Annotated in this window: 25 protein-coding genes; 11 read left to right on the top strand and 14 right to left on the bottom strand. The window is 65.1% G+C overall.

Annotated features, from left to right (window positions below; all coding sequences use genetic code 11):
• Window positions 1-29: 29 nt before the first annotated feature.
• Window positions 30-755 carry an SDR family NAD(P)-dependent oxidoreductase gene (locus BN977_RS05050; protein WP_036396589.1) on the top strand — a complete coding sequence of 242 codons (726 nt, stop codon included), beginning with the start codon at window positions 30-32 and terminating at the stop codon, window positions 753-755.
• Here BN977_RS05050 and BN977_RS05045 read toward each other — a convergent pair.
• On the bottom strand, window positions 746-1324 hold the full coding sequence (locus BN977_RS05045) for a TetR/AcrR family transcriptional regulator (RefSeq protein ID WP_036396588.1): 579 nt from the start codon (window positions 1322-1324) through the stop codon (window positions 746-748). The two genes, BN977_RS05050 and BN977_RS05045, sit on opposite strands and share 10 nt — an antisense overlap.
• A gap of 122 nt (window positions 1325-1446) precedes the next feature.
• On the opposite strand from BN977_RS05045, the gene BN977_RS05040 reads away from it, so the two are divergent.
• Window positions 1447-2175: a Type 1 glutamine amidotransferase-like domain-containing protein gene (locus BN977_RS05040; protein ID WP_036396587.1), complete on the top strand. Its 729-nt coding sequence runs from the start codon at window positions 1447-1449 to the stop codon at window positions 2173-2175.
• 90 nt (window positions 2176-2265) lie between these two features.
• Complete coding sequence (locus BN977_RS31700) at window positions 2266-2862, top strand: P-loop nucleotide/nucleoside kinase family protein (protein WP_084172404.1); 597 nt, start codon at window positions 2266-2268, stop codon at window positions 2860-2862.
• On the opposite strand, the gene BN977_RS05035 is transcribed toward BN977_RS31700, so the two are convergent.
• Complete coding sequence (locus tag BN977_RS05035; RefSeq protein ID WP_036396585.1) at window positions 2806-3456, bottom strand: winged helix-turn-helix transcriptional regulator; 651 nt, start codon at window positions 3454-3456, stop codon at window positions 2806-2808. The genes BN977_RS31700 and BN977_RS05035 overlap by 57 nt on opposite strands.
• 63 nt (window positions 3457-3519) lie before the next feature.
• On the opposite strand from BN977_RS05035, the gene BN977_RS05030 reads away from it, so the two are divergent.
• A complete protein-coding gene (locus tag BN977_RS05030; protein ID WP_036396583.1) occupies window positions 3520-4404 on the top strand; it encodes an alpha/beta fold hydrolase in 885 nt (294 codons plus the stop codon).
• 40 nt (window positions 4405-4444) lie between these two features.
• Here the strand turns inward: BN977_RS05030 and BN977_RS05025 are convergent, their stop codons facing one another.
• Complete coding sequence (locus BN977_RS05025; protein WP_036396582.1) at window positions 4445-5251, bottom strand: helix-turn-helix domain-containing protein; 807 nt, start codon at window positions 5249-5251, stop codon at window positions 4445-4447.
• A gap of 105 nt (window positions 5252-5356) precedes the next feature.
• Here BN977_RS05025 and BN977_RS05020 point away from each other — a divergent pair, with 105 nt between their 5' ends.
• Window positions 5357-5812, top strand: coding sequence for a hypothetical protein (locus BN977_RS05020; RefSeq protein WP_036396581.1), 456 nt, complete (start codon window positions 5357-5359; stop codon window positions 5810-5812).
• Between the two features lie 51 nt (window positions 5813-5863).
• On the opposite strand, the gene BN977_RS05015 is transcribed toward BN977_RS05020, so the two are convergent.
• Window positions 5864-6499, bottom strand: a complete 636-nt coding sequence (locus BN977_RS05015; protein ID WP_024452112.1) for a DUF3887 domain-containing protein — start codon at window positions 6497-6499, stop codon at window positions 5864-5866.
• Window positions 6500-6602: 103 nt separating this feature from the next.
• On the opposite strand from BN977_RS05015, the gene BN977_RS33615 reads away from it, so the two are divergent.
• Window positions 6603-6980 (top strand): PASTA domain-containing protein, encoded by a 378-nt coding sequence (locus tag BN977_RS33615; protein WP_138251387.1) that lies wholly within the window; start codon window positions 6603-6605, stop codon window positions 6978-6980.
• A 133-nt stretch (window positions 6981-7113) separates the two neighbouring features.
• On the opposite strand, the gene BN977_RS05005 is transcribed toward BN977_RS33615, so the two are convergent.
• The 4 genes from BN977_RS05005 to BN977_RS04995 all read right to left on the bottom strand — a co-directional run bounded on the left by BN977_RS05005 (window position 7114) and on the right by BN977_RS04995 (window position 9504).
• A complete protein-coding gene (locus BN977_RS05005) occupies window positions 7114-7929 on the bottom strand; it encodes an NAD-dependent epimerase/dehydratase family protein (protein ID WP_036396580.1) in 816 nt (271 codons plus the stop codon).
• Complete coding sequence (locus tag BN977_RS05000; RefSeq protein ID WP_024452115.1) at window positions 7926-8384, bottom strand: MarR family winged helix-turn-helix transcriptional regulator; 459 nt, start codon at window positions 8382-8384, stop codon at window positions 7926-7928. The genes BN977_RS05005 and BN977_RS05000 overlap by 4 nt, the downstream gene beginning before the upstream one ends.
• A gap of 338 nt (window positions 8385-8722) precedes the next feature.
• A complete protein-coding gene (locus BN977_RS32795; RefSeq protein ID WP_165576289.1) occupies window positions 8723-8860 on the bottom strand; it encodes a hypothetical protein in 138 nt (45 codons plus the stop codon).
• 236 nt (window positions 8861-9096) lie between these two features.
• Window positions 9097-9504 (bottom strand): DUF1622 domain-containing protein, encoded by a 408-nt coding sequence (locus tag BN977_RS04995; protein WP_024452116.1) that lies wholly within the window; start codon window positions 9502-9504, stop codon window positions 9097-9099.
• Window positions 9505-9707: 203 nt separating this feature from the next.
• On the opposite strand from BN977_RS04995, the gene BN977_RS04990 reads away from it, so the two are divergent.
• Window positions 9708-10106: an ester cyclase gene (locus tag BN977_RS04990; protein ID WP_024452117.1), complete on the top strand. Its 399-nt coding sequence runs from the start codon at window positions 9708-9710 to the stop codon at window positions 10104-10106.
• 33 nt (window positions 10107-10139) lie between these two features.
• Window positions 10140-10601, top strand: a complete 462-nt coding sequence (locus tag BN977_RS31335; RefSeq protein ID WP_165576288.1) for a GNAT family N-acetyltransferase — start codon at window positions 10140-10142, stop codon at window positions 10599-10601.
• A gap of 23 nt (window positions 10602-10624) precedes the next feature.
• Here the strand turns inward: BN977_RS31335 and BN977_RS04980 are convergent, their stop codons facing one another.
• From BN977_RS04980 to BN977_RS04955, 6 genes are read right to left on the bottom strand one after another with little or no spacing between them, the layout of a single operon-like run.
• Window positions 10625-11182 carry a P-loop NTPase family protein gene (locus tag BN977_RS04980; RefSeq protein ID WP_051561059.1) on the bottom strand — a complete coding sequence of 186 codons (558 nt, stop codon included), beginning with the start codon at window positions 11180-11182 and terminating at the stop codon, window positions 10625-10627.
• Between the two features lie 34 nt (window positions 11183-11216).
• Window positions 11217-12281 carry an ABC transporter ATP-binding protein gene (locus BN977_RS04975; RefSeq protein ID WP_036396577.1) on the bottom strand — a complete coding sequence of 355 codons (1065 nt, stop codon included), beginning with the start codon at window positions 12279-12281 and terminating at the stop codon, window positions 11217-11219.
• Between the two features lie 40 nt (window positions 12282-12321).
• On the bottom strand, window positions 12322-13146 hold the full coding sequence (locus tag BN977_RS04970; protein ID WP_036396575.1) for a carbohydrate ABC transporter permease: 825 nt from the start codon (window positions 13144-13146) through the stop codon (window positions 12322-12324).
• Entirely contained in the window at window positions 13143-14117 is a 975-nt protein-coding gene (locus BN977_RS04965; protein WP_191262672.1) for a carbohydrate ABC transporter permease, read from the bottom strand. Before BN977_RS04965 ends, BN977_RS04970 begins: the two co-directional genes overlap by 4 nt.
• A complete protein-coding gene (locus BN977_RS04960) occupies window positions 14114-15475 on the bottom strand; it encodes an extracellular solute-binding protein (RefSeq protein ID WP_036396573.1) in 1362 nt (453 codons plus the stop codon). Before BN977_RS04960 ends, BN977_RS04965 begins: the two co-directional genes overlap by 4 nt.
• The gene (locus tag BN977_RS04955; RefSeq protein ID WP_036396572.1) at window positions 15472-16461 is read right to left on the bottom strand and encodes a carbohydrate kinase family protein; all 990 of its coding nucleotides are present in this window, start codon (window positions 16459-16461) and stop codon (window positions 15472-15474) included. Before BN977_RS04955 ends, BN977_RS04960 begins: the two co-directional genes overlap by 4 nt.
• Window positions 16462-16527: 66 nt before the next feature.
• Between BN977_RS04955 and BN977_RS04950 the strand changes: the two genes are divergently transcribed.
• From BN977_RS04950 to BN977_RS04940, 3 genes are read left to right on the top strand one after another with little or no spacing between them, the layout of a single operon-like run.
• Complete coding sequence (locus BN977_RS04950; RefSeq protein WP_234709501.1) at window positions 16528-17412, top strand: DeoR/GlpR family DNA-binding transcription regulator; 885 nt, start codon at window positions 16528-16530, stop codon at window positions 17410-17412.
• Window positions 17409-18785, top strand: coding sequence for a 6-phospho-beta-glucosidase (locus tag BN977_RS04945; RefSeq protein ID WP_036396570.1), 1377 nt, complete (start codon window positions 17409-17411; stop codon window positions 18783-18785). Before BN977_RS04950 ends, BN977_RS04945 begins: the two co-directional genes overlap by 4 nt.
• Complete coding sequence (locus BN977_RS04940; RefSeq protein ID WP_036396569.1) at window positions 18782-19531, top strand: glucosamine-6-phosphate deaminase; 750 nt, start codon at window positions 18782-18784, stop codon at window positions 19529-19531. The genes BN977_RS04945 and BN977_RS04940 overlap by 4 nt, the downstream gene beginning before the upstream one ends.
• The last annotated feature ends 12 nt before the right edge of the window (window positions 19532-19543 follow it).

The following is a 19543-nucleotide window of genomic DNA, read 5'->3' as shown; positions in this document are numbered from 1 at the left end:
CACGGTGCTGCTGACTTAGGTTGGCGCGCATGGGTGCAGTTGTGGTGACGGGTGCGGCGTCCGGAATCGGGCGGGCCAGCGTGGAGGCGTTGATTGCCGACGGGCGCGAGGTGGTGCTGTGGGACCTGGCCGCCGACGTACCGGAGGTGGCCGGCCAGTTCGGTATGCGCGGCGCCGTCATCGACGTCACCGATATGGCGGCGGTGACCGAGGCTCTTGAGGCCGTCGGTGATCTCAGCGGGCTGGTGCACGCGGCGGGCCGGGTCATACCCGAGCCGGTCGGCGCTTATACCGCCGAGTCGTGGGATGCGGTGCTGGATGTGAACCTGCGCGCGCAGGCGCTGCTGGTGCAGGCCATGTTGCCGCAATTGGAGGCCGCCGCCCGGTCGGGGGAATCGCCTGCGGTGGTGGGTATTTCGAGCATCGAAGGGCTGAGTGCCAATCCGTTCATCCCGGCGTACTGCGCGTCCAAGGCGGGTCTGCTCGGGCTCACCCGCTCGATGGCGGCGCAGTTCGGGCCGGTGGGTATCCGGGTGAATGCCGTGTGCACGGGCTTCATCCGCACCCCGATGCTGCAGATGGCACTCGATGTCGAGGAGCTACGCGTCGGCTTCGAGCAGGCCGCCCCGTTGGGCCGGCTCGGCCGGCCCGAGGAGGTGGCCGCGGCAGTGGCGTTCTTGATGTCGCCCAAGGCGTCGTTCATCACCGGCACCTATCTGGTGGTCGACGGGGGAGTGACCAGCCGTCATCCCTGAGGTAGGTCGAGGATCCGGTGGGTGACCTTGAGGATCTGTCTGCGCAACGGTTCGTCGTCGACATCGATGACCAGGGGATGCATGACGGCGGCGCTGAGCGCACCCGACATCACCGCGGCGTTCACCCGGGCTTCGACGCCGTCACCCTCGCCGAGCAGCACCCGGTAGAGCCGTTCGATGAACTGCGCAAACGGCGGGTGCTCGGCCAGCAGGCGGACGACCACGGGGTCGAATTGCAGTACCCCGGTGAGCCGGCGGCGGCTGACGGCCATGTCGACCACCTGGGTGAGCAGCACCTCGCGGGCTGTGGTGCGGTCGGTTTGGGCCTCCGCGGCATCGAGCGCGTCCTGCAGCCCGATCAGTTCGGTCTCGGCGACCGCGATGACGATCTCTTCCTTGGTCTTGAACTGATGGTAGACAGCGGCTTTGGTGACGCCGATGGCGTCGGCGATCATCTGTAGTGAGGTGCCGCTGACACCGTGGCTGCCGAACAAGTCATACGCGGCATTGAGCACGCGGGTCTGGGCGGCGCTGTATTCGGTGCGCGTCAACCGGGCCTCGGGGGTCACGGTGTCAGGATAGCCGGGTGGCTAGGGTGGGAGCGGTGAGTGGACTGGGCCGGTAAGAAACTCCGGATTCATGGCCGTTGTCTGATTGTCTGGCGGTCGCGGATTCGCCTACCGTCACGGCTATGCCCGCTGACGTCCCCACCATTCTGGCCACCAGCGGTGGAATCGGTGCCGGCCGCCGCACCCGGTTCGCGTTCACCGCGATGACCGATTTCGCGGTCGAGCTTTCCGGCGTCTCCGGGCGGGCTCCGCGGATCTGTCTGCTGGCGACGGCGATGGGCGACGACAAGGCGGTTCTGCACTACCTGACCGAGGCTGCTCAGCTCCGTGGTTTCGTGGCGTCGCACGTCGCCCTGTTCCCGATGCCTACGGTTGACGACATCACCGCTCATCTGTTGGAGCACGATGTGGTCTGGGTGTTCGGCGGCAGCGTGGCCGGCTTGCTGGCAATGTGGCGGTTGCATGGCGTGGATGAAGCACTGCGTGTGGCGTGGCGGGCTGGGGTCGTGTTGACCGGGGTCTCGGCCGGATCGATCTGTTGGCATGCCGGCGGCACCACCGACTCGTTCGGGCCGGAGTTGCGCCCCGTCACCAACGGCCTCGGGTTCCTACCATACGCCAATGGGGTGCACTACGACTCCGAAGAGCAGCGTCGCCCATTCCTACATGAGTTGGTCGGTTCCGGCGTGTTGCCATCGGCGTACGCCACCGATGACGGCGCCGGGCTGCTCTATCGGGGCACTGAATTCGTGGAGGCCGTCGCCGAGAATGACACTGCGGGCGCGTATTTCGTCGAGCGAGCGGGAACCGGAGCGATGGAGACGGTGCTCGATGTGCGCCGGTTGCGGTGATGAGCAGATTGCCGAACGACGGGGCGACGGCCATGTCCCGTCCGACTATTGGGCAGAGGCGGCTGGCCCGATTGCGACCGCGGATGTGTCATGGCTGAAGAAGTGGTGCTCGTCAATGGCTTGCCCGGGGTTGGGAAGTCGACATTGGCGACTACGCTGGCATCGCGGCTGGATGTCGAGCTAATCGCGAAGGACGTCTTGAAGGAGCGGTTGGCAACGAATGCCGATGCGCCCTCGCCAGAAGCGGTGGGGGCGGTTGCATCAGAGTTGGTGTGGTCCCTGGCGGCGCAGTATCAGGGGCGTGTGATCCTCGATTCGTGGTGGTATCGGCCGCGAGATCTGCGCTATGCCGCAGAAGGATTGCGGCGCAGCGGTGCACTGCGCGCCGTCGAGGTGTGGTGCAGTGCGCCTGTCGATGTCATCCGGGAACGGTATCGACGTCGGACGCGTTCGGTGCTGCACGACGATCAGCATCGCTTGGCCACCGATTGGGAAGTTTGGGCGGCCACTGCCGAGCCGCTGGCGATCACGCCGGTGCTGCGCATCGACACCCTTGTCCCCATAGACATTGCGGAGTTGGCCGCTCGCATTGAGGCGGTGCTGATGCCCGCAGAATCACGCGCATGGCGGTCAGGAAGTGACGTGAACCGACGACGTAGGCGCGTCGAAAAAGACGCGCAGGGCTGACTCGTCACCGTCGATGTCGACCAGCGTGCGAACGTCATCGAGCGCCAATGCGCCGGCCGAGAGTCCCAGCACAATCGCCCCGTCACCGGTGAGCACTGCGTCATATTCGCCGCCCTCTGGTCTGCTCACTTCGATCCCGCTCTTACTGGCTCGTAGTTGGATCACCACACCGTCCACTGCGACTGCGACGGATGCGTCGTGACGTGCGGGTAGCCGCCTTTCGAACAGTGCGGGCAGCGCCACCAACAATCCTTCGGCGCGGAAATCATCGCCCTCACGTCCATGGATCATGAGCGGGGTCGACCAGCGAATCAGGCCGTTGATCGGCTCGCGGAGCTGAGCGCCCCAAGGCGTTAATGCATAGGTGATCGCATTACTGTCGTCAGACAGGCGCCGCTCCACGACACCGGCGGTTTCCAGGTCGCGCAGCCGGTCGGTCAGCAGATTGGTCGCAATGCCGAAGAGTCCCTCCCGTAGCTCGCCATACCGTGCGGGTCCGATGAGCAGTTCTCGGACGATCAACAGGTTCCAACGGTCACCCACAACATCCAGTGCGCGTGCTAATCCGCAATATTGACCGTAGTCTCGACTCATCGCCACCTACTTGCTATTTTAAAGTGAACTTGATCATATCAGGTAAGTAGAGGGGGGTGGGACATGACTGTCAGTGAAAGGCCCGCGTGGGTCGACAACCAACTGTTCCCGTTCGAGAGCCGATTCATCGACATCGATGGGCATCGGGTGCATTACGTCGATGAAGGTTCGGGACCCACGTTGCTGTTCCTGCACGGCAACCCCACCTGGTCATTCGACTACAGCAAGGTCATCGAATCCTTGCGAACGGAATTCCGCTGTATCGCAATCGACTACCCCGGTTTTGGCCTGTCGGTCGCGGCAAAGGGCTACCAGTTTCTGCCAGCACAGCACGCTGAGGTCGTCGACCGATTCGTGGATCTTCTCGCGTTGAGCAATGCCACTCTTGTCGGCCACGACTGGGGCGGCCCCATCGGGCTTGCCGCGGTGCGGCGCCGGCCTCAGGCCTTTGCAGGGTTGGTGTTGACCAACACGTGGGCGTGGCCGGTCGGCGACCCGCTCGTACAGGTCATGTCCTATGCGATGGGTAGCCAGCTCGGGCGCTTGCTGATCCGCCAGCTCAATCTGTTCGTCAACGTGATGATCCCCGTGGGGCACCGACTGACCAAGCCCACGCGTGCGCAGATGGTCCACTATCAAAACGCCCTCGACAGTCCCAGTCGTCGCGAGGGTTCAGCCGTGTTCCCGCGTGAGATCACCTCCAGCCGAGCATTTCTGGCTGAGATCGAGGCCGGGCTGCCCGATATTGCGGCACTGCCGACACTGATCGTCTGGGGCGACAGCGACTTCGCGTTCGGGGATAAGGAACTGCAAAAGTGGCAGGGGATTTTCGCCGACCATCAGACCGTGGTCGTCAAAGGTGCCGGCCACTTCGTCCCCTCTGACGCTCCCGACCAGTTTGCATCTGCCATCCGCCATTGGCGCAACGCTCCGACTGATTCGTCATAAGAGATCGGGCGCCGATTGCGGTACAGCCAACCTGGTCCGTCTAACCATCTCCCCCTTGTCGCGCAAGCGATTCGAATGCCTCGGCAGTTGTGCGATCGGCGGGAAAGAGCATCTCGATGGCCAACTCGGAAATCGTGACCTCGAACGGCATATCGAACGTGCCGAACATGCCGAAGAACGACCACTCTCCACCGTCAGGCGCCCGTACTCTGACGGGGCCGAGGTTTTGTGCGAAGTCGGATTCCCTTGCCGCGTGGCGGTCTTCACGTGGCAGATATTCCTCGAACTCGTGCAGTAGTTGCTCGAGCTGCTTGTCGGAGGTGTCGGTGAGCTGCCGCTGGATGCGATCACGAAAGTAGCCCATGACGTCGCTGGCGTTGATGATCTGCGGAGTCAACGCCAGGGCGACCCGCAGGACGTTGACCGGCGGAACCAGGAGGGCACGGTCGATGGTTGCGATGAGCGGTTGGATGGCCGCGTTCGCGGCGACCAGGTTCCACTGCCGGTCGAAGACGACCGCCGGATAGGGCTCATGACTTTTCAGGATCCGCTCCAGCGCTTCCCGGATCGGAGCGAGTTCGGGTGCCCCGAACGGGTGCTCAGGGAAGGCCGGGGCGTGCCCAGCGGCGAGCAGTAACCGGTTGCGTTCGCGGAACGGCATGTCGAGCCGCTCTCCGAGGCGAAGCAGCATCTCTCTTCCGGGTTTGGAGCGGCCGGTCTCGATGAAGCTCAGGTGTCGCGCCGAGACGCCCGCATCCAGTGCAAGTTCCAGTTGGGTCAGCCGGCGCCGTTGCCGCCACTCGCGCAGCAACGGGCCGACCTGAGCAGCGGAGCCAATGGTCGCCATTCGCACCGACTGTAGCCGTACCAAGTTGGCTGTTCCATTACCTCGACGTAATCGACAGCACGACCTCCGAACGCAACCATCCTCGGTAGGACCGAGGAGGACGAGATGATCACATTGATTCGACGCTTGATCTGCGGCGCGGCGGGCGTCTTGATGGTTGTCGCACTATTCCTGCCGTGGAAGGAGTTTCAGGAGGCCGACCGCGTGGCATGGGGCCTGTGGAAGCTCACCTTCCCGCTCTGCGCTGCCGTAGCCATCTGTGCGTTGGTCACCGCGATCACCGGTGGGCAGATCGGCCTGAACAGGCCCGATGTTTCTATCATCGGCGCGACCGATGGTCTCGGAGTGATCATCACGGTGACGCTGGGCTGGCTGTTGTTCCACAACCTTCCGGCTCACGCCATCCGCCAGCCGGCCCTGGTTCTGGCTTTGTTATCGGCGGCCGCAGCCGCCTTGGCGGCCGCTGACTACCGGCCGCTGCGGGGAGCGCCGTGGTTTCCGACGATGATCGATCAAAGCGGTGATCATCGGCCTTCCCGGAGTTTTTCCGAACTTCGTTGACGATGCTCGTCCCACTGGGACTCGTTCAGATCTGTTGGATGGCTTGGTGGTTCACAGGGTGGTCGATGTGCTCGAGCTGCCGGCGACCAGCGGATCAAGGATGTACAGGCCCGCGACCGTCCGATCGTCGCGGAAGGTGATACGAGCGACGAAGTCACCAGCCTCGAAACTCAACGGCGTGTTCGTGGTGGTGAAATCACCGGCGCGCACGGCCTCGGTGTCGCCGTGGCTTTCGTAGGCTCCGGCCAAGCCCACTATGTGAGCCCAGGCTTGAGCAAGACCTTCGTCGGTGAGCCGGTCGCGCATCGTGTCGTCGAAGCGTGCGCTGACCTCAGCCCATCGACCGTGCGCAAGATCGGCGATGACTGTTCCGGCCAATTCGCCGGCCCCTGGCAGGGGATTGGTGTTCATGGCTTCTCCGGTTCTCGGATCAATTGGCTTGCCGTAACGCTGGAAAGCGGCCTGTCGCGACACTCCGAGGATGTCGCCAATCTCCTGCCATGTTCGGCCATCGTCGCGGGCTTGCTCGACGGCCGCGGCCATCAGGGCGTCGGCCCGATGCTGGATAGCGCGAGCGGCGCGCACCCGGTCGAGCGGATCATTCTCGCTGCGGAGAACCGGGGCGGCGAGGATCTGGCCGAGTTCGTGGTGGAGTTGTCGACCCAGTGCGGTGAATGAGCCCGTCATGTGTCAAGAATCAATTGACGTATGGTCGGATGTCAAGTTCATATTGACAGCGCGATCGTCTGCGTCGATGTCCGGAAGGTGATCGGGCGCCTAGCATCGCGGTGTGGGGACGGCGGTGGTGGCTCGGGGCGTGGCGTTGTCGGCGGGGATCGTGGGATGGGCCGCGATCGGTGTGCTCGCCGTAGGTGGGTGTTCACCGAGTGAGGCGCCGCCGCGCTCGGCGTCATCGCTGCACTCAGTACCACCGGTGCCCGGCAAGAATCAGCCCGCATCGTTCGTCATGCCGGATGTGCGGGGCATGTTCTGGGTTGATGTTGCGCGGCAATTGCAGGCCGTGGGTTGGTCGGGGAGTCTTCTCAAGGGTCCTGATGTCCGCGGCTCGGCGTATGCACCTAACGTGATTGTCACGCAGGATCCGGGCCCGGGGGAGCGCGTTGCCATGAGCGGCATGATCACGCTGCAGTTTGCCGGCCCCGACTGAGTGCTTGCGTTTGAGTCACATGGCGAGCGACCGTCGTGGGTCGTATCACCGTCCGGCACAGGGATGTTCGAGTTTGCGGGAGCGAAGTGGGCGTCGCCGATGCCGGCGGGTGTGACCCGCTACCGCGGAGATTTCAGAGTATGTCCTGCTCGATCGCGTGGTGAATGGTGCGCACGCTGGGCTTGAAGCCCAGTCGGCGCGCGAGCCCGCCATCCATGTGCAGGCGCCAAGGGTGTTCCAGTGCTTGCGACGACGGGTTCATCGCGCCGCCGCCAATCTCGACGAGCTCGTAGAGGGTGGTCGGTGCTTCATCGGTGATGTTGACGATGCGGCCGTCCCAGGCGCCGGTAAGCGCGATGCGGGTGGCGGTCGCGATGTCGCGGTGATGGATGAGGCTCATTCGTTGTGCCGGGTGCATACGGGCGTTCGCGGCGTGAGCGGGCAGTGACTCCAAGTGGCCGTCGCCGTCGCCGTAGACGAAGCCATAACGTTGAATTGCCCACGTCAAACCACTGGTGCGCAGGGCATTTTCGGCGGCCAGCTTGCTTGCCGGGTAGGCCTGCTTCGGGTCTGCGGAGTCGTCCTCGCGGCCCGGACGCGTGCCGTCGGCATCGTAAATGTGCGCGGTGCTCGCCATGATCACCCGCGCCATAGGCGCGTGCTGTTGGACCGCAGCGATGAGGTCGACGGTTCCGTCGAGGTTCGTCTTCCAGATCAGATCGGTGTCCGTCGTGCGAAACACGGCGGCCAGATGGACGATCGCCTCGACGCCGCTTACCGCGGCCGCGAGTGACTCACCATCGGACAGGTCGGCGATCACCTCTGTCACGTCGTGCGGCACCGACCCCGACCGACGGACCACGACGCGGCAGTCGTGGCCATCCTCGACGAGACGCGGCAGCAGGCGGGCGCCCACCAAGCCGGTGGCGCCGGTTACCAAAACCTTCATGAGTCTTCCTTCTGTGAGAATTGTTCGAGGCGCTCGGTGGCGGCTCGCAGCACCCGGATCGCGACGTCGATGTCGGCAGGGTCCATCCCGTCGAAGGCCACGGCGTGTATTCGGGTCAAGTCGGGCAGTTCGCGCCACAACGCTTGGCCGGCTGCGGTGAGACGCAGCAGTTTCTGCCGCTGATCGACGCTGTCGGGAATCTGCTCGACGAGTTGCTTGCGTACCAGAGTGACGACGACGGCGCTGAGCGTCGCACGCTCGACCTGCAGGATGCGCTGCAATTCCCGTTGTCGGGTGGGTCCGGCATGCACGAGTTGGTACAGCACATACCACTGGGTCGCACCGAGGTCGTAGGGCCTCAGCGAGTCCTCCATGGCTGCACGCGCGGCGAGATAGCAGCGCTTGGTCCACGCACCGACGGTGTCATGCTGAGCCGCCCAGATTTTGTCTGCCACCAGACAATAATGTCTGTTAGCAGACAAAGTGTCAATCTCTGGCGACGGCCGCCCGCTATGCGGTATGGCCCTCGATCAACACAAAGCTTCGGCGCGATCGGGCGGCTGCCGGCTGCTGCGTCACCGTGCGACGGCTGAAACCTCGGCTATTGCGCGGCCGCGGCGAACCGTGCTGCGTGCCAGAGCGATTGGTCAGATCACTCCCGAAACATGGAGTGTCGCAACGAGAGCCATCAGTGCCACGCCAATGGTGATGAACACGACCGCCCGGGCTGCGGGGGCGATCCACGGCGCGACATCGCCTTGGGTGAGCGTGTGTACGAGAGTCACCCGGACTCCTACATCTCCGATTCCGGTTCGTCGTCGTCCTCCAGTGGCGGCCGCGGTTTGCTCATCACCACTACCGCCCAGGCCACGCCGCCGACCAGTGCCGCCATGACCGCCAAGGCGGCCAGCTGTCCCCCCAGATAACTCATCGTCACTCCCCCCGTGGTGCTCGACTTCTTCTTGCCTGGTTTGTCGGGAATCGCCTGCTAAACCGAACGTCGCAAACCGTGTGATCTATGCCCGCCAAAGTCGCCGTCGTTGATCGACAGTCGGGGTGGGGTGGTCTGGGGTCCAATGCCTTCCATTGTCGCCGTTCGCGACGTGGCGGCATGGTTAGTGCATTCGGCTCCTCGTTGCACCGGGCCACCGCGACACCGTGGCGTGCCTAGTCGGGAAGGGTCGCCGCCGAGGACCGGTCATCATCGCGGCGCGCGCCGGGTGACGGGGCGGCCGCCGGTCGCTTCTTCTGCCATGGCCAGCGACCGCTGATCTCCAACTCCAGTGACCAGCTCAAGAAGGTTCGGATCAGCACGATCCCGGCGAGTACGGCCACGCTCTGCGCGGTCGGTGTCACTGCGACCGTGCGGATGATGTCGGCCGCCACCAGCAGCTCGAGGCCGAGCAGAATCGACCGGCCGAGTTGTTGGCGCAACTTCTCGTAGGTGTCGTTTTCCTTTCGCCGTAGCCGGCCGATCGCGACGCCCGCCGCGATCACCGCGCCGATCGCGATGATCGCCACTCCGGTTCCGTCGATAACCGTGCCGACGGTCTCCACGACCTCGATGAACGTCATGGGCCAAAAGGCTATGCGGTGGCAGCCACCACCCGCGACCAAATGGTTTGGGAGGACGAACAGCGGGTGTTTCGAGCCTCGATCACATGTGAACGGTGATCAGTTGGGAAGCACAGCCGAGCACGACGGCGGCTGTCGGGCACCCTGGCATCCTCTTGAACATGCTGTAATCGAATACTCACGAACGAGGAGGGCAACGCAGATTGGCCAGCAACCGCGCCGAGCTCGAAGACCTGTATCGCCGCTACCTGAACGCGTGTAACGACCACGACATCGATCGCATGTCGACCTTCTACAGTGGCGCCATCAGGGTCAACGACAAACCGATGCCGCCCGGTGCGGTCGCCGAACAGTTCGCCCCCATCTTCGCGGCTTTCCCAGACTGGCGCTGGGAAGTGAAGGGTCTGGCCATCGATGGTGATCTGATTTCGCTGCGGTTCGAGGTGGGCGGCACCCATCTCGGTACCTTCGCGGGTGTACCGGGCACCAATCGGCGGGTGAGCATCCCCGAATTCACCATCTACCGTGTCGACGACGGACTGTTCGCCGATGTGTGGGATTTGTCGGACATGACGTCCTTGCTGGCTCAGATCGGCTCCTGACTGCGAGGACACGCCATGCCTCAGCTACCGGCGGTGCGCTTGCGCGCGGCAACGATCGCCGACCACGCCTTCGTCGTCGAGATGGCCCGGCACGCCTGCATCATCGAGGACTGGCCGCTTCCCGACCCGGAGGACGACGAGGTGCTGCGCATGCTTCCGGCGGAAGGCGAGATACCCATCATCGCCGAAGATCGGCCGGGCGAGCCGGTCGGAGCGACCTGGACGAGGCACAACGATCCGCCGCTGTGGCTTGATGCCGGCGGTGAATCGATTCCCGAATTGTGTATCGCCGTCGCGCCGGGCCGGCGCGGTACGGGCATCGGGGGCGTGCTGTTGGAGGCGCTATTCGCCCGCTGCGCCACGACCATGAGTGTCATGTGCACCAATGTGCACATTCGCAACCCGGCTCAACGCCTATACCAGCGCAAGGGTTTTGCGGTGGTTGGTCAGGGCCGAGGTCCGCTCGGTGTGGCGATGCTCAAGGATCTGCGCTGACCCACTGACTCGCCGCGCGGGCGCTAACTGCGGGTCGCCGCCCGGCTGACCCAGTGCGCACCGTCCCGCCGGGACGTCAGCCGAACGACGTGCAGATGAGGGTGACGACCCTCGATGGCCGGCAGCAGGCCCCGATACTTGTTGCGGGTGCGGATGCCCCACCGCACGATGTGCTCCGGGTCGGTGAAGAAGTTGCGCAGCGGCCCTTCGTAATTGCCGTTCCACAGCTCCACGCGGCGCAACCGCCGGTGCAACGTGCGGCGGGTCAGTTGGTACAGCGTCAGCGGTGTGGGCAGGTCGAGCCACAGAATGGTGTCGGCGCGTTCGGCGATCTGGTCGCGTACCGCCGCATACTGCCACTCGATGACCCATGACGTGCCCGAGATGATGGTGTGAACGTCGTCGACGAAACTGTCTCGCGGCCGCCAGTTCGGCCCGTGGAACAGGCCGTCGATCTCGACGTGCGGCAGATGCAGCCGATCCGAAACATGTTCGGCCAACGTTGTTTTTCCTGATCCGGACACCCCGGCGATCGCGATACGCCGCGGCTGCCAGGTGATCGGGTCACATGCTGACAACACTCGCCCGATCCTAACTGCGGTGCCTGCGCAAGGGTCACGGAATCCGGACGCCGGTGTCCTTGTCGAAGAGATGAATCGCGTGCGAGTCCGCGGTCACGTGCACGATATCGCCCATGCCGATCCGGTCGCGGCCGCTGGTCCGGACGATGACATCCGAGCCGACACCGCCGACGGTGCCGTACAGGTAGGCGTCGGCCCCCAGCGTCTCGACCACGGCGACGGTGACCGGGATGCCGGCCCCCGGCTGGGTCAGTCGCCATCCTTCGGGCCGCACGCCGACGATGACGGGCCCGGTCGCGGCCGTCGAGCGCGCCACCGCCATGGTGTGTCCGGCGGCGGTGACCCCGGACTCGCCGAGCTCGCCTTCGAAGAACTTCATCGCAGGGGATCCGATGAACCCGGCGACGAACACGTTGGCCGGCCGGTCGTAGAGCTCCATGGGTACACCGACCTGTTGCAGCTCACCGTCTTTCATGACGGCCACGCGATCACCCATTGTCATGGCTTCGGTCTGGTCATGGGTGACATAGACCGTGGTGACGCCGAGTTCACGCTGCAGTTTGGCGATGTCGGTGCGCGTCTGCACCCGCATCTTGGCATCCAGGTTGGACAGCGGTTCGTCCATGCAGAACACCTGCGGATTGCGAACAATGGCCCGGCCCATGGCGACCCGCTGGCGCTGTCCACCCGACAGGGCCTTGGGTTTACGGTCGAGGTAGTCGGTGAGACCGAGCGTCGCAGCGGCCGCGGCAACCCGACGCTCGCGCTCATGTTTGGGTAGGCCGGCGTTCTTGAGGCAGAATTCCATGTTCCCGGCGACCGTCATGTGCGGGTAGAGGGCGTAGTTCTGGAACACCATGGCGATATCGCGGTCCTTCGGCGCGGTCGTGGTGATATCCCGCCCGCCCAGGCGAATGGAGCCGGCGGTCACCTCCTCCAAGCCCGCCAGCATGCGCAGCGTGGTGGATTTCCCACAACCGGAAGGGCCGACGAGGACCATGAATTCACCGTCGGCGATGTCCAGGTCGATACCGGCCACCGCGGGCGTCGGTGCTTTCGGGAACCACCGCTGGGCCTTCTCGAATTGGATGGTTGCCATGGGTTTTCTCCTTGGGTCGTGGGGCTCGGGTGGGCCGGTATCAGCGGGAGGAGATTCCGCCGACCATGCCGGTGATGAATCGCTTCTGTAAGGCGAAGAACAGCACGGCGATCGGTAGCGCGACCATCACACCGGCGGCCGCCAGCAGTGAGTAGTCCGTGAGGTGCTGCCCTTGGAACAGGGCCAGGCCCAGCGGGGCGGTCCGCCGGTTGTCGGAGACCACCAGCACCAGCGGCAGCAGGAATTCGTTCCAGGTCCACATCGTCACGATCACGGCCATCGTCATCATCGGTGCCAGGCTCGGCGGCACGACGATGCGCCACAGCAGCCGCAGGTCACTGGCACCGTCCAGCCGTGCGGCTTCGATGATCTCGCCGGGGAAACCGCGGAACTGATTGCGCATCCAGAACACCGCGAATCCGAGCGATTGGGCGGTCTGCGGCAGGATCAGTGCCCAGTAGGTGTCGGTGAGCCCGACGGTGCGCAGGTTGAAATACAGCGGAATGATGAAGGCTTCGGCAGGCAGGGTCAGGCCCAGCAGCAGGATGTAGAACAACACCGACGAGCCGGGAAAACGCATCCGGGCGAACGCGTAGCCGGCGAAGGTCGCCAGGACCACCGTCAGCGTCACGACGGCACCGGTCACCACGACGCTGGACAACAGATAGCTGCTGAAATTGCCGCGATCCCATGCCGCGCCGTAGTTGTGCAGATCGATGCTCGTCGGTATGGCGAAACCACCCGAGTTTTCCTTGCTCGGGGTGACGGAGGACATCAGCACACCGAACAACGGCACCAGGGCGAAGACCGCGAACAGAGCGAGAATGACTTGGTTGACGGTCTTTTCGGTACGGCTGGGGTTCATTCGGCCTCCCGCGGACTGATCCGGCTGATCAAGAAGGTCAGGGTGACGATCGCGATGGTCAGCACCACGGCGATGGCTGAAGCCAGGCCCACCTGCCCGGTGTTGAAGGCTCGGTTGTACGCCTCGAAGGCGGGCACGGTGGTGGCGGTTCCGGGCCCGCCGCGGGTGGTGATGTAGACCAGGTCGAAGGTCTTCAAGGCCGACACCACGGTGAGGGTCAAGGCCACCGCGATCTGGCCGCGCAGGGACGGCAGCGTGATGGCCACGAACTCACGGACCCGTCCGGCGCCGTCGAGCCGAGCGGCTTCGAACAGTTCCGGTGCGATGTTGCCGATGCCGGACAGGAAGAGCACCATGCACAACCCGATGTTGAGCCAGGTCCCGATCAGGCCGATGGCGATCAGCGCGAAGGTGTGGTCGCCCAACCAGACCCGGGTCAGGGTGTCCAGTCCGACCGCCCGCAGTGTCTGGTTCAGCAGGCCGTTCTGGGAGTAGATGGAAATCCAGATCGTGCCGATGACGACGGTGGCGATCACCTGCGGCAGGAAGAGAACTGTGCGGAAGAACGACATCGACCGCATCGCATGCGCCCGTGAGATCACGGCACTGAGCACCAGCGCGATGACGACGGGCACCGCCGCGTAGAACAGGATCAGGACGCCGGCGTGCAGAAAGGATGCCCGCAACTGATCGTCGTCGAAGACGTTGAGGTAGTTGGAGATTCCGGCAACGGTGGCGGTCCCGATACCGTTCCAGTTGTAGAACGAGTACTGGACGGTCTGCACCAGCGGGGCGCCGAGGAACACCACGAACACCAGGAATGCCGGTACCACATAGAGATAACCGCGGATCGCCGCGCGCGGCCGCACCCTGCGCGCCGGTGCTGCCGGGCCGCGGCGGTCACCCACCACGTCGGTGTCCGTCGTGTCGGGCGCGGCCCGTCGTCGTGGTGGGCGCAGCGTCACGGTCATTTCTGGTTCTTCAGGAAGGCGGCGTAATCCTTCTGCAGTGAATCGACGAACTGTTGCGGATCGGCCTGGCCGCCGAGCAGTTCCTGCATGCCCGTGGTGATGGTGTCGTAGAAGGTCGGCGTGCTGTAGTCGAGGTAGGGCACCACACCGTCGGCCTTCTGCGTCTCGCGATACCGCGTCGCGATATCGGCGGCCAACGTGCCGGCCTTCGGTTCATAACCCGCCGGCAGCACCGTCGGCAGATTGCCCGCATCCAGCAGCACCTGAGCGGCTTTGGCGTTGGTGACGAAGTCGATGTAGGCGGCGGCGACATCGGGGTGGGCCGACTTCGACGTGATGGCCCACGCCAGGCCCTGCCCGCCGGTGGTGGCGGGCTTGCCGTCATCGGAAGTCAGCGTGGTGAAGCCGACGTTGTCCCCCAAGGCATCCTGTAAGGGCTGCTGCAGCCAGGTGCCGGTGAGGGTGAACAGCGCACCGCCCTTGCCGAAGGTGCCGACGGCGTCGTCACGGGAGACGCCGTTGGTTCCCGGTGTCAGATAGCCCTCGGCGGACCATTTGGCGACCTGTTCGGCGGCTTTCAGCGACGCGGGATCGGTCCAGGCGCCGTCGCGGCCGCTGACCAGATTGTTCACCGCCGGCGCACCGGCCAACGCCGCCTGGACCACACCGAACAGGTGGATACCGGGTGACTTGTCGAGATTGCCGAAAGCCATCGGCAGCATGCCTTTTGCCTTGGCGGCGGCCATCGCGGCGTCCAACTCGCCGAGTGTGGTCGGAGCGGGCAACCCGAGCGACGCCAGTTTCTGACGGTTGTAGTAGATACCCACGACCTCACCTGTTTGGGAGACACCGAACAGCGTGTCGCCCTGCCATGTCTTGCCGTCACTGCTGAAACTGTTCTGCTTGAGCAGGCTTTCGGGATAGTAGGTGTTCCAGCCGTATAGCTTGGCGTAGTCGTTCATCGGGCGCAGCATCCCGGCCGCGACGAAGGCACCCATGTCCGGGTAACCCTGGTTGGCCTGGACGACGTCGGGGGGAGTATTGCTGGAGAGCGCCAGTTTCAGCGTGGACTTCAGGTCACTGAACGACTCGACGGTCCGCTTGATCGTGACGTTGGGATACATCTTCTCGAACTCGGCATTGAGCTGTTGCTGGGCCTTCACCATGCCGCCGTCGGTGTTCTGGTCCCACACCGCCAGTGTGACCGGGCCCGCCGCGGCGATGTCCTTGGAGACCTGGTTGGTGGGAGCGGCGGGAGTGCCACCACCGGACGGTCCGGGTGCGCATGCGGTGGCGGTCAGCAGCGTGGCGGCCGCGGCGACAGCGGCCCCGAGTCGGTACAGGCGGATTCTGGTCATAGCGAGAGCGCTCCTGGAGTTGCGGTGACGGGGGAGTTGCGGTGCTGTTCGGCCCAGTCGTGGACCGGAGCCCAGAGCGGGTCGTGGTGGTGGTCGGCGAGCAGGTCGGCGATATCGGCGGGCCGGGGTGCGCTGCGGGCACCCCCGGCGCCGCGCACCGAGCAGGTGGCGCTGATGCTGGCCAGTCGCAGGCGTTGATCCAGCGGCCAGTCCCAGGCCGTGGCCGCCATGAACGCGGCGGTGAAGGCGTCACCGGCGCCGGTCGGGTCCACCGCATGAACGGTGAGCGCCGGGACCGTCAGCCGGTCCGCCCCCTGGGCGGCCAGCGCGCCGTTCGGCCCCAACGTGATGACGGCGAGGCCGACCCGGTCGGCGAGGATGTCGAGTGCGGCGTCGGCGGTCCGCGCCCGCGTGTAGGCGAGCGCCTCGACCTCGTTGACGATGAGGATGTCGATGGCGTCGAGTTGGTCGAGCAGAGCCTCCGACCACTCGCCCGACGGATCCCACCCCACGCCACCCACCAAAGTCGTTCCCCGCGAGCGGAGTTGCGCCGCCTCGGTGTCGATGGGTCCGCGTCCCATACCGACATGGGCGACCCGGACCGGAGTCGAGTCGGGCCAGGACGGCAGATGCGGCGGCTGCTGCTCGAAGGTCACGAAGGATCGGTCGTGCCCATCGGTGATCGCCACCGTGATCGGGTTCTGGTACTCGGCATGCTGGACGGCGAAGCGCAGATCGAGATTGGGTTCGCCGCGCAGGGCGCGCTCGATGATGCAGCCGATCGGGTCGTCGCCGAGTTCGGTCACCAACGCGGTGTATGCCCCCAAGCGGGCCGCAGCGACTGCCCGGTTGGCGGCACCGCCGGGCGATATGGCGAAGTCCCTGGCGTACACCTCGGCTCCCGGTGCCGGCGCCTCGACACCGGTGAACACCAGATCGCTGAACACCCGGCCCGAGACCAGGACGTCGATTTCACGATCGGTCACTCGTGGGTACCTCCACCTGTTTGACAGAGTTTGGCGGTCTTTGCGCGGTCAGCGTGACCGGCTTGCATGACGATTATGTTTCTCCGTCGTCTCCCGCGGGTTATTTTGCGAAAAGTTTTCCAGAAGTCATCCAAAGTTGTGCAAAGTCAGTCAACCTCTGGGTACGATCCGGACATGTTCCTAGCCCAGCGTCACGAACGCATCCTGGCCGCGCTCGCCGGTGGCGGCCAGTCCGTGGTGCAACTCGCCGAGGCGTTGGGGGTGAGCGAGTCGACGATCCGCCGCGATCTGGACATCCTCGCCAAGGGCGGCCGGCTCGAGCGTCTGTACGGCGGAGCCATGCTGACGCAGGGCAGCCGGGCCAACATCACCGACTCGGGCAGCGTGGAAGACCCGTTCACCTCCGACACCCGCGGTGATCTCGAGCTGCGCCGCAAGATGGCGGCCGAGGCGGCGCAACTGGTGTCCGACGGCGACGTCGTGGTGCTCGACATCGGCTCGACGACCCAATTGGTGGCGCGTGAATTGCGGGGCCGTCCGGTCACCATCATCACCTCGAACCTGGCGGTCCTCGACGAGGTGCGCGACGACGACGTCGTCGAAGTGGTGCTGCTGGGCGGGGTGCTGCGGCGCAATCAGCAGTCTCTGGTCGGCCCGCTGGCCGAGCAGGTCATCGGTCAGCTCAGTGCCGACATGATGTTCTTGAGCTGCACCGGCGTTCGGAATGGCCACGTGCTGGACAACATGGCCGTCGAAGCGCCGATCAAACAAGCCCTCATCGCCGCCTCGCAGCGCATCGTGCTGTTGGCCAGTGAACTGAAATTTCCAGGCTCGGGCGCGTTGCGCCTGTGTTCTCTCGACGAAGTCGATGTGCTCATCACCACGGCGGGCACGCCCCACGACGAACTCGCGCATCGCCGGGAGACCGGCAGAAAGGTCATCGTCGCATGAAACTCACGATCCTCGGCGGGGGCGGATTCCGCACTCCCTACGTCTGGCAGGCGCTGATCCGCGATCAGGGCTCGCCCCGGGTGACCGAGGTCGCGCTCTACGACGTCGACGAGGGCAGGCTGGCCACCATCACCACGATCCTGGAGCAGCTCGCCGCCGGATTCGGCGACCCGCCGACCCTGCACACCTACACGCAACTGGAACCGGCTCTGGAGGGCGCGGATTTCATCTTCGCGGCCGTCCGCGTCGGCGGCGTCGAGCAGCGCTGCTGCGACGAACACGTAGCGCTGGACCTCGACGTGATCGGGCAGGAGACCACCGGGCCCGGGGGTATCGCCTACGCGCTGCGCACCGTACCGGTGATGCTCGACATCGCCGAGACGATCCGCAGAGTCGCCCCCGATGCCTATTTCCTGAATTTCACCAATCCGGCCGGGATCATCACCGAGGCGCTGCAGAGCGTGCTGGGCGACAAGGCGCTCGGGATCTGTGACACGCCATCGGGTTTGGGCCGACGGGTGGCCGGGGTGCTCGGTCATGACCACACCCGCATCGACATGGACTATGTCGGTCTGAACCACCTCGGCTGGATGCGCAGGGTGCTGGTCGACGGCCGCGACGTGCTGCCGGATCTGCTGGCCGACGAACCGCGGCTGAAGCGGTTGGAGGAGGCGCAGGTCTTCGGGGTCGACTGGATCCGCACGCTCGACGTCATCCCCAACGAGTACCTGTACTACTACTACTTTCACCGTGACGCCGTGCGGCGCATCCTCGAATCCCCGCAGACCCGTGGCGATTTCCTGCTGGAGACCCAGGGGCGGTTCTTCGCCGACGCCGCCGCCCAACCGGAGATCGCGGCCAAGCTGTGGACCGCCGCGGTCGACGAGCGCGGTGCCAGCTATATGGCCGAGGCCAAGGGCGGTGTTCAGGGCGCCCCGGTCATCGAGCGGGAGCGTGAGACCGACCCGGCGCATCTGGGCTACGCCGGTGTGGCTCTGGGGGTGATGACGGCGATCAGCCGTAACGAGAAGCGGACCATGATCCTCAACGTACGTAACCGGGGCACCATCCACGGGCTGCCCGCCGATGCGGTGGTCGAGGTTTCGACGATGGTGGATGCCAACGGTGTCCATCCGCTGACCCTGGAAACTCAGCCGGACCTGCATCAACTCGGGTTGATGCAACAGGTGAAAGCCGTTGAGCGGCACACCATCGCCGCGGCGACCACCGGGTCGACTGCCGAAGCGCTCAAGGCGTTCGCTCTGCACCCACTGGTCGACTCGGTGAGCGTGGCACGCGAACTGCTCGCGCGCTACGTCGATGCCAATCCCGACATCGCCCGGGTACTGGCCAAGCGTTCGAAGGTAGCGTGACGCCGGTCGTCGAGATCAGCGCCGACGCCGCGGCCACCGGGCTCAGAGTGGCGGAGCGGATAGCGGCGCTGATCCGCGCCAAGCCCGACGCGGTCATCGGTGTGGCGACGGGGTCGTCACCCGAGCCGGTCTATCGCGCCCTGGCTCGCCATGTCGACGACGGTCTCGATGCATCCGGGGTCAGCTGGTTCGCCTTGGACGAGTACATCGGTCTGCCCCTTGGCCATCCACAGTCCTATCGGGCGGTGCTCGAGCGTGTGCTCATCGCACCGCTGGGCCTGGATGCGGCATCGCTGCACGTCCCCGACGGTGCCGCCGCGGATCCGGACGCGGCCGCCGAGGCATATGAGACGGCACTCGCGGGAACCACGGTGGATCTGCAGATCCTGGGCATCGGCGGGAACGGGCATATCGGTTTCAACGAGCCGGGCACACCGTTCACCGCCACCACTCATCGGGCCGGACTCACGCGATCCACCCGGATGGCCAACGCCCGGTTCTTCGACTCGGTGGACGCGGTTCCCGACGAATGCCTGACCCAAGGTCTGGCGACCATCATGCGCGCCGAGCGCATCGAGCTGGTCGCCTTCGGAGAGCACAAGGCCGGCGCGATTGCCGCGGCGTTGTACGGTCCGATCACCGAACAATGCCCGGCGAGCATCCTTCGGCGGCATTCGGACGTTCGGGTCAGCGTGGACGCCGGCGCCGCCGCGGAACTGCGCGAAATCCGGTGTGCGGCGCAGTGAAACGCCGGGGCG

It is taken from the genome of Mycolicibacterium cosmeticum, from assembly GCF_000613185.1.
Lineage (GTDB): Bacteria > Actinomycetota > Actinomycetes > Mycobacteriales > Mycobacteriaceae > Mycobacterium > Mycobacterium cosmeticum.
Note: the sequence above shows the minus strand (reverse complement) of the source record. Positions and strands in the feature narration are given on the sequence as shown.

Excerpts from the sequence above, each read along its gene's own strand:
- BN977_RS05050 (WP_036396589.1), top strand. The coding sequence starts at position 30 with ATGGGTGCAGTTGTGGTGACGGGTGCGGCGTCCGGAATCGGGCGGGCC.
- BN977_RS05040 (WP_036396587.1), top strand. The coding sequence starts at position 1,447 with ATGCCCGCTGACGTCCCCACCATTCTGGCCACCAGCGGTGGAATCGGT.
- BN977_RS31700 (WP_084172404.1), top strand. The coding sequence starts at position 2,266 with ATGGCTGAAGAAGTGGTGCTCGTCAATGGCTTGCCCGGGGTTGGGAAG.
- BN977_RS05035 (WP_036396585.1), bottom strand. The coding sequence starts at position 3,456 with ATGAGTCGAGACTACGGTCAATATTGCGGATTAGCACGCGCACTGGAT.
- BN977_RS05030 (WP_036396583.1), top strand. The coding sequence starts at position 3,520 with ATGACTGTCAGTGAAAGGCCCGCGTGGGTCGACAACCAACTGTTCCCG.
- BN977_RS05025 (WP_036396582.1), bottom strand. The coding sequence starts at position 5,251 with ATGGCGACCATTGGCTCCGCTGCTCAGGTCGGCCCGTTGCTGCGCGAG.
- BN977_RS05020 (WP_036396581.1), top strand. The coding sequence starts at position 5,357 with ATGATCACATTGATTCGACGCTTGATCTGCGGCGCGGCGGGCGTCTTG.
- BN977_RS05015 (WP_024452112.1), bottom strand. The coding sequence starts at position 6,499 with ATGACGGGCTCATTCACCGCACTGGGTCGACAACTCCACCACGAACTC.
- BN977_RS05005 (WP_036396580.1), bottom strand. The coding sequence starts at position 7,929 with ATGAAGGTTTTGGTAACCGGCGCCACCGGCTTGGTGGGCGCCCGCCTG.
- BN977_RS32795 (WP_165576289.1), bottom strand. The coding sequence starts at position 8,860 with ATGAGTTATCTGGGGGGACAGCTGGCCGCCTTGGCGGTCATGGCGGCA.
- BN977_RS04995 (WP_024452116.1), bottom strand. The coding sequence starts at position 9,504 with ATGACGTTCATCGAGGTCGTGGAGACCGTCGGCACGGTTATCGACGGA.
- BN977_RS04975 (WP_036396577.1), bottom strand. The coding sequence starts at position 12,281 with ATGGCAACCATCCAATTCGAGAAGGCCCAGCGGTGGTTCCCGAAAGCA.
- BN977_RS04970 (WP_036396575.1), bottom strand. The coding sequence starts at position 13,146 with ATGAACCCCAGCCGTACCGAAAAGACCGTCAACCAAGTCATTCTCGCT.
- BN977_RS04965 (WP_191262672.1), bottom strand. The coding sequence starts at position 14,117 with ATGACCGTGACGCTGCGCCCACCACGACGACGGGCCGCGCCCGACACG.
- BN977_RS04960 (WP_036396573.1), bottom strand. The coding sequence starts at position 15,475 with ATGACCAGAATCCGCCTGTACCGACTCGGGGCCGCTGTCGCCGCGGCC.
- BN977_RS04950 (WP_234709501.1), top strand. The coding sequence starts at position 16,528 with ATGACGATTATGTTTCTCCGTCGTCTCCCGCGGGTTATTTTGCGAAAA.
- BN977_RS04945 (WP_036396570.1), top strand. The coding sequence starts at position 17,409 with ATGAAACTCACGATCCTCGGCGGGGGCGGATTCCGCACTCCCTACGTC.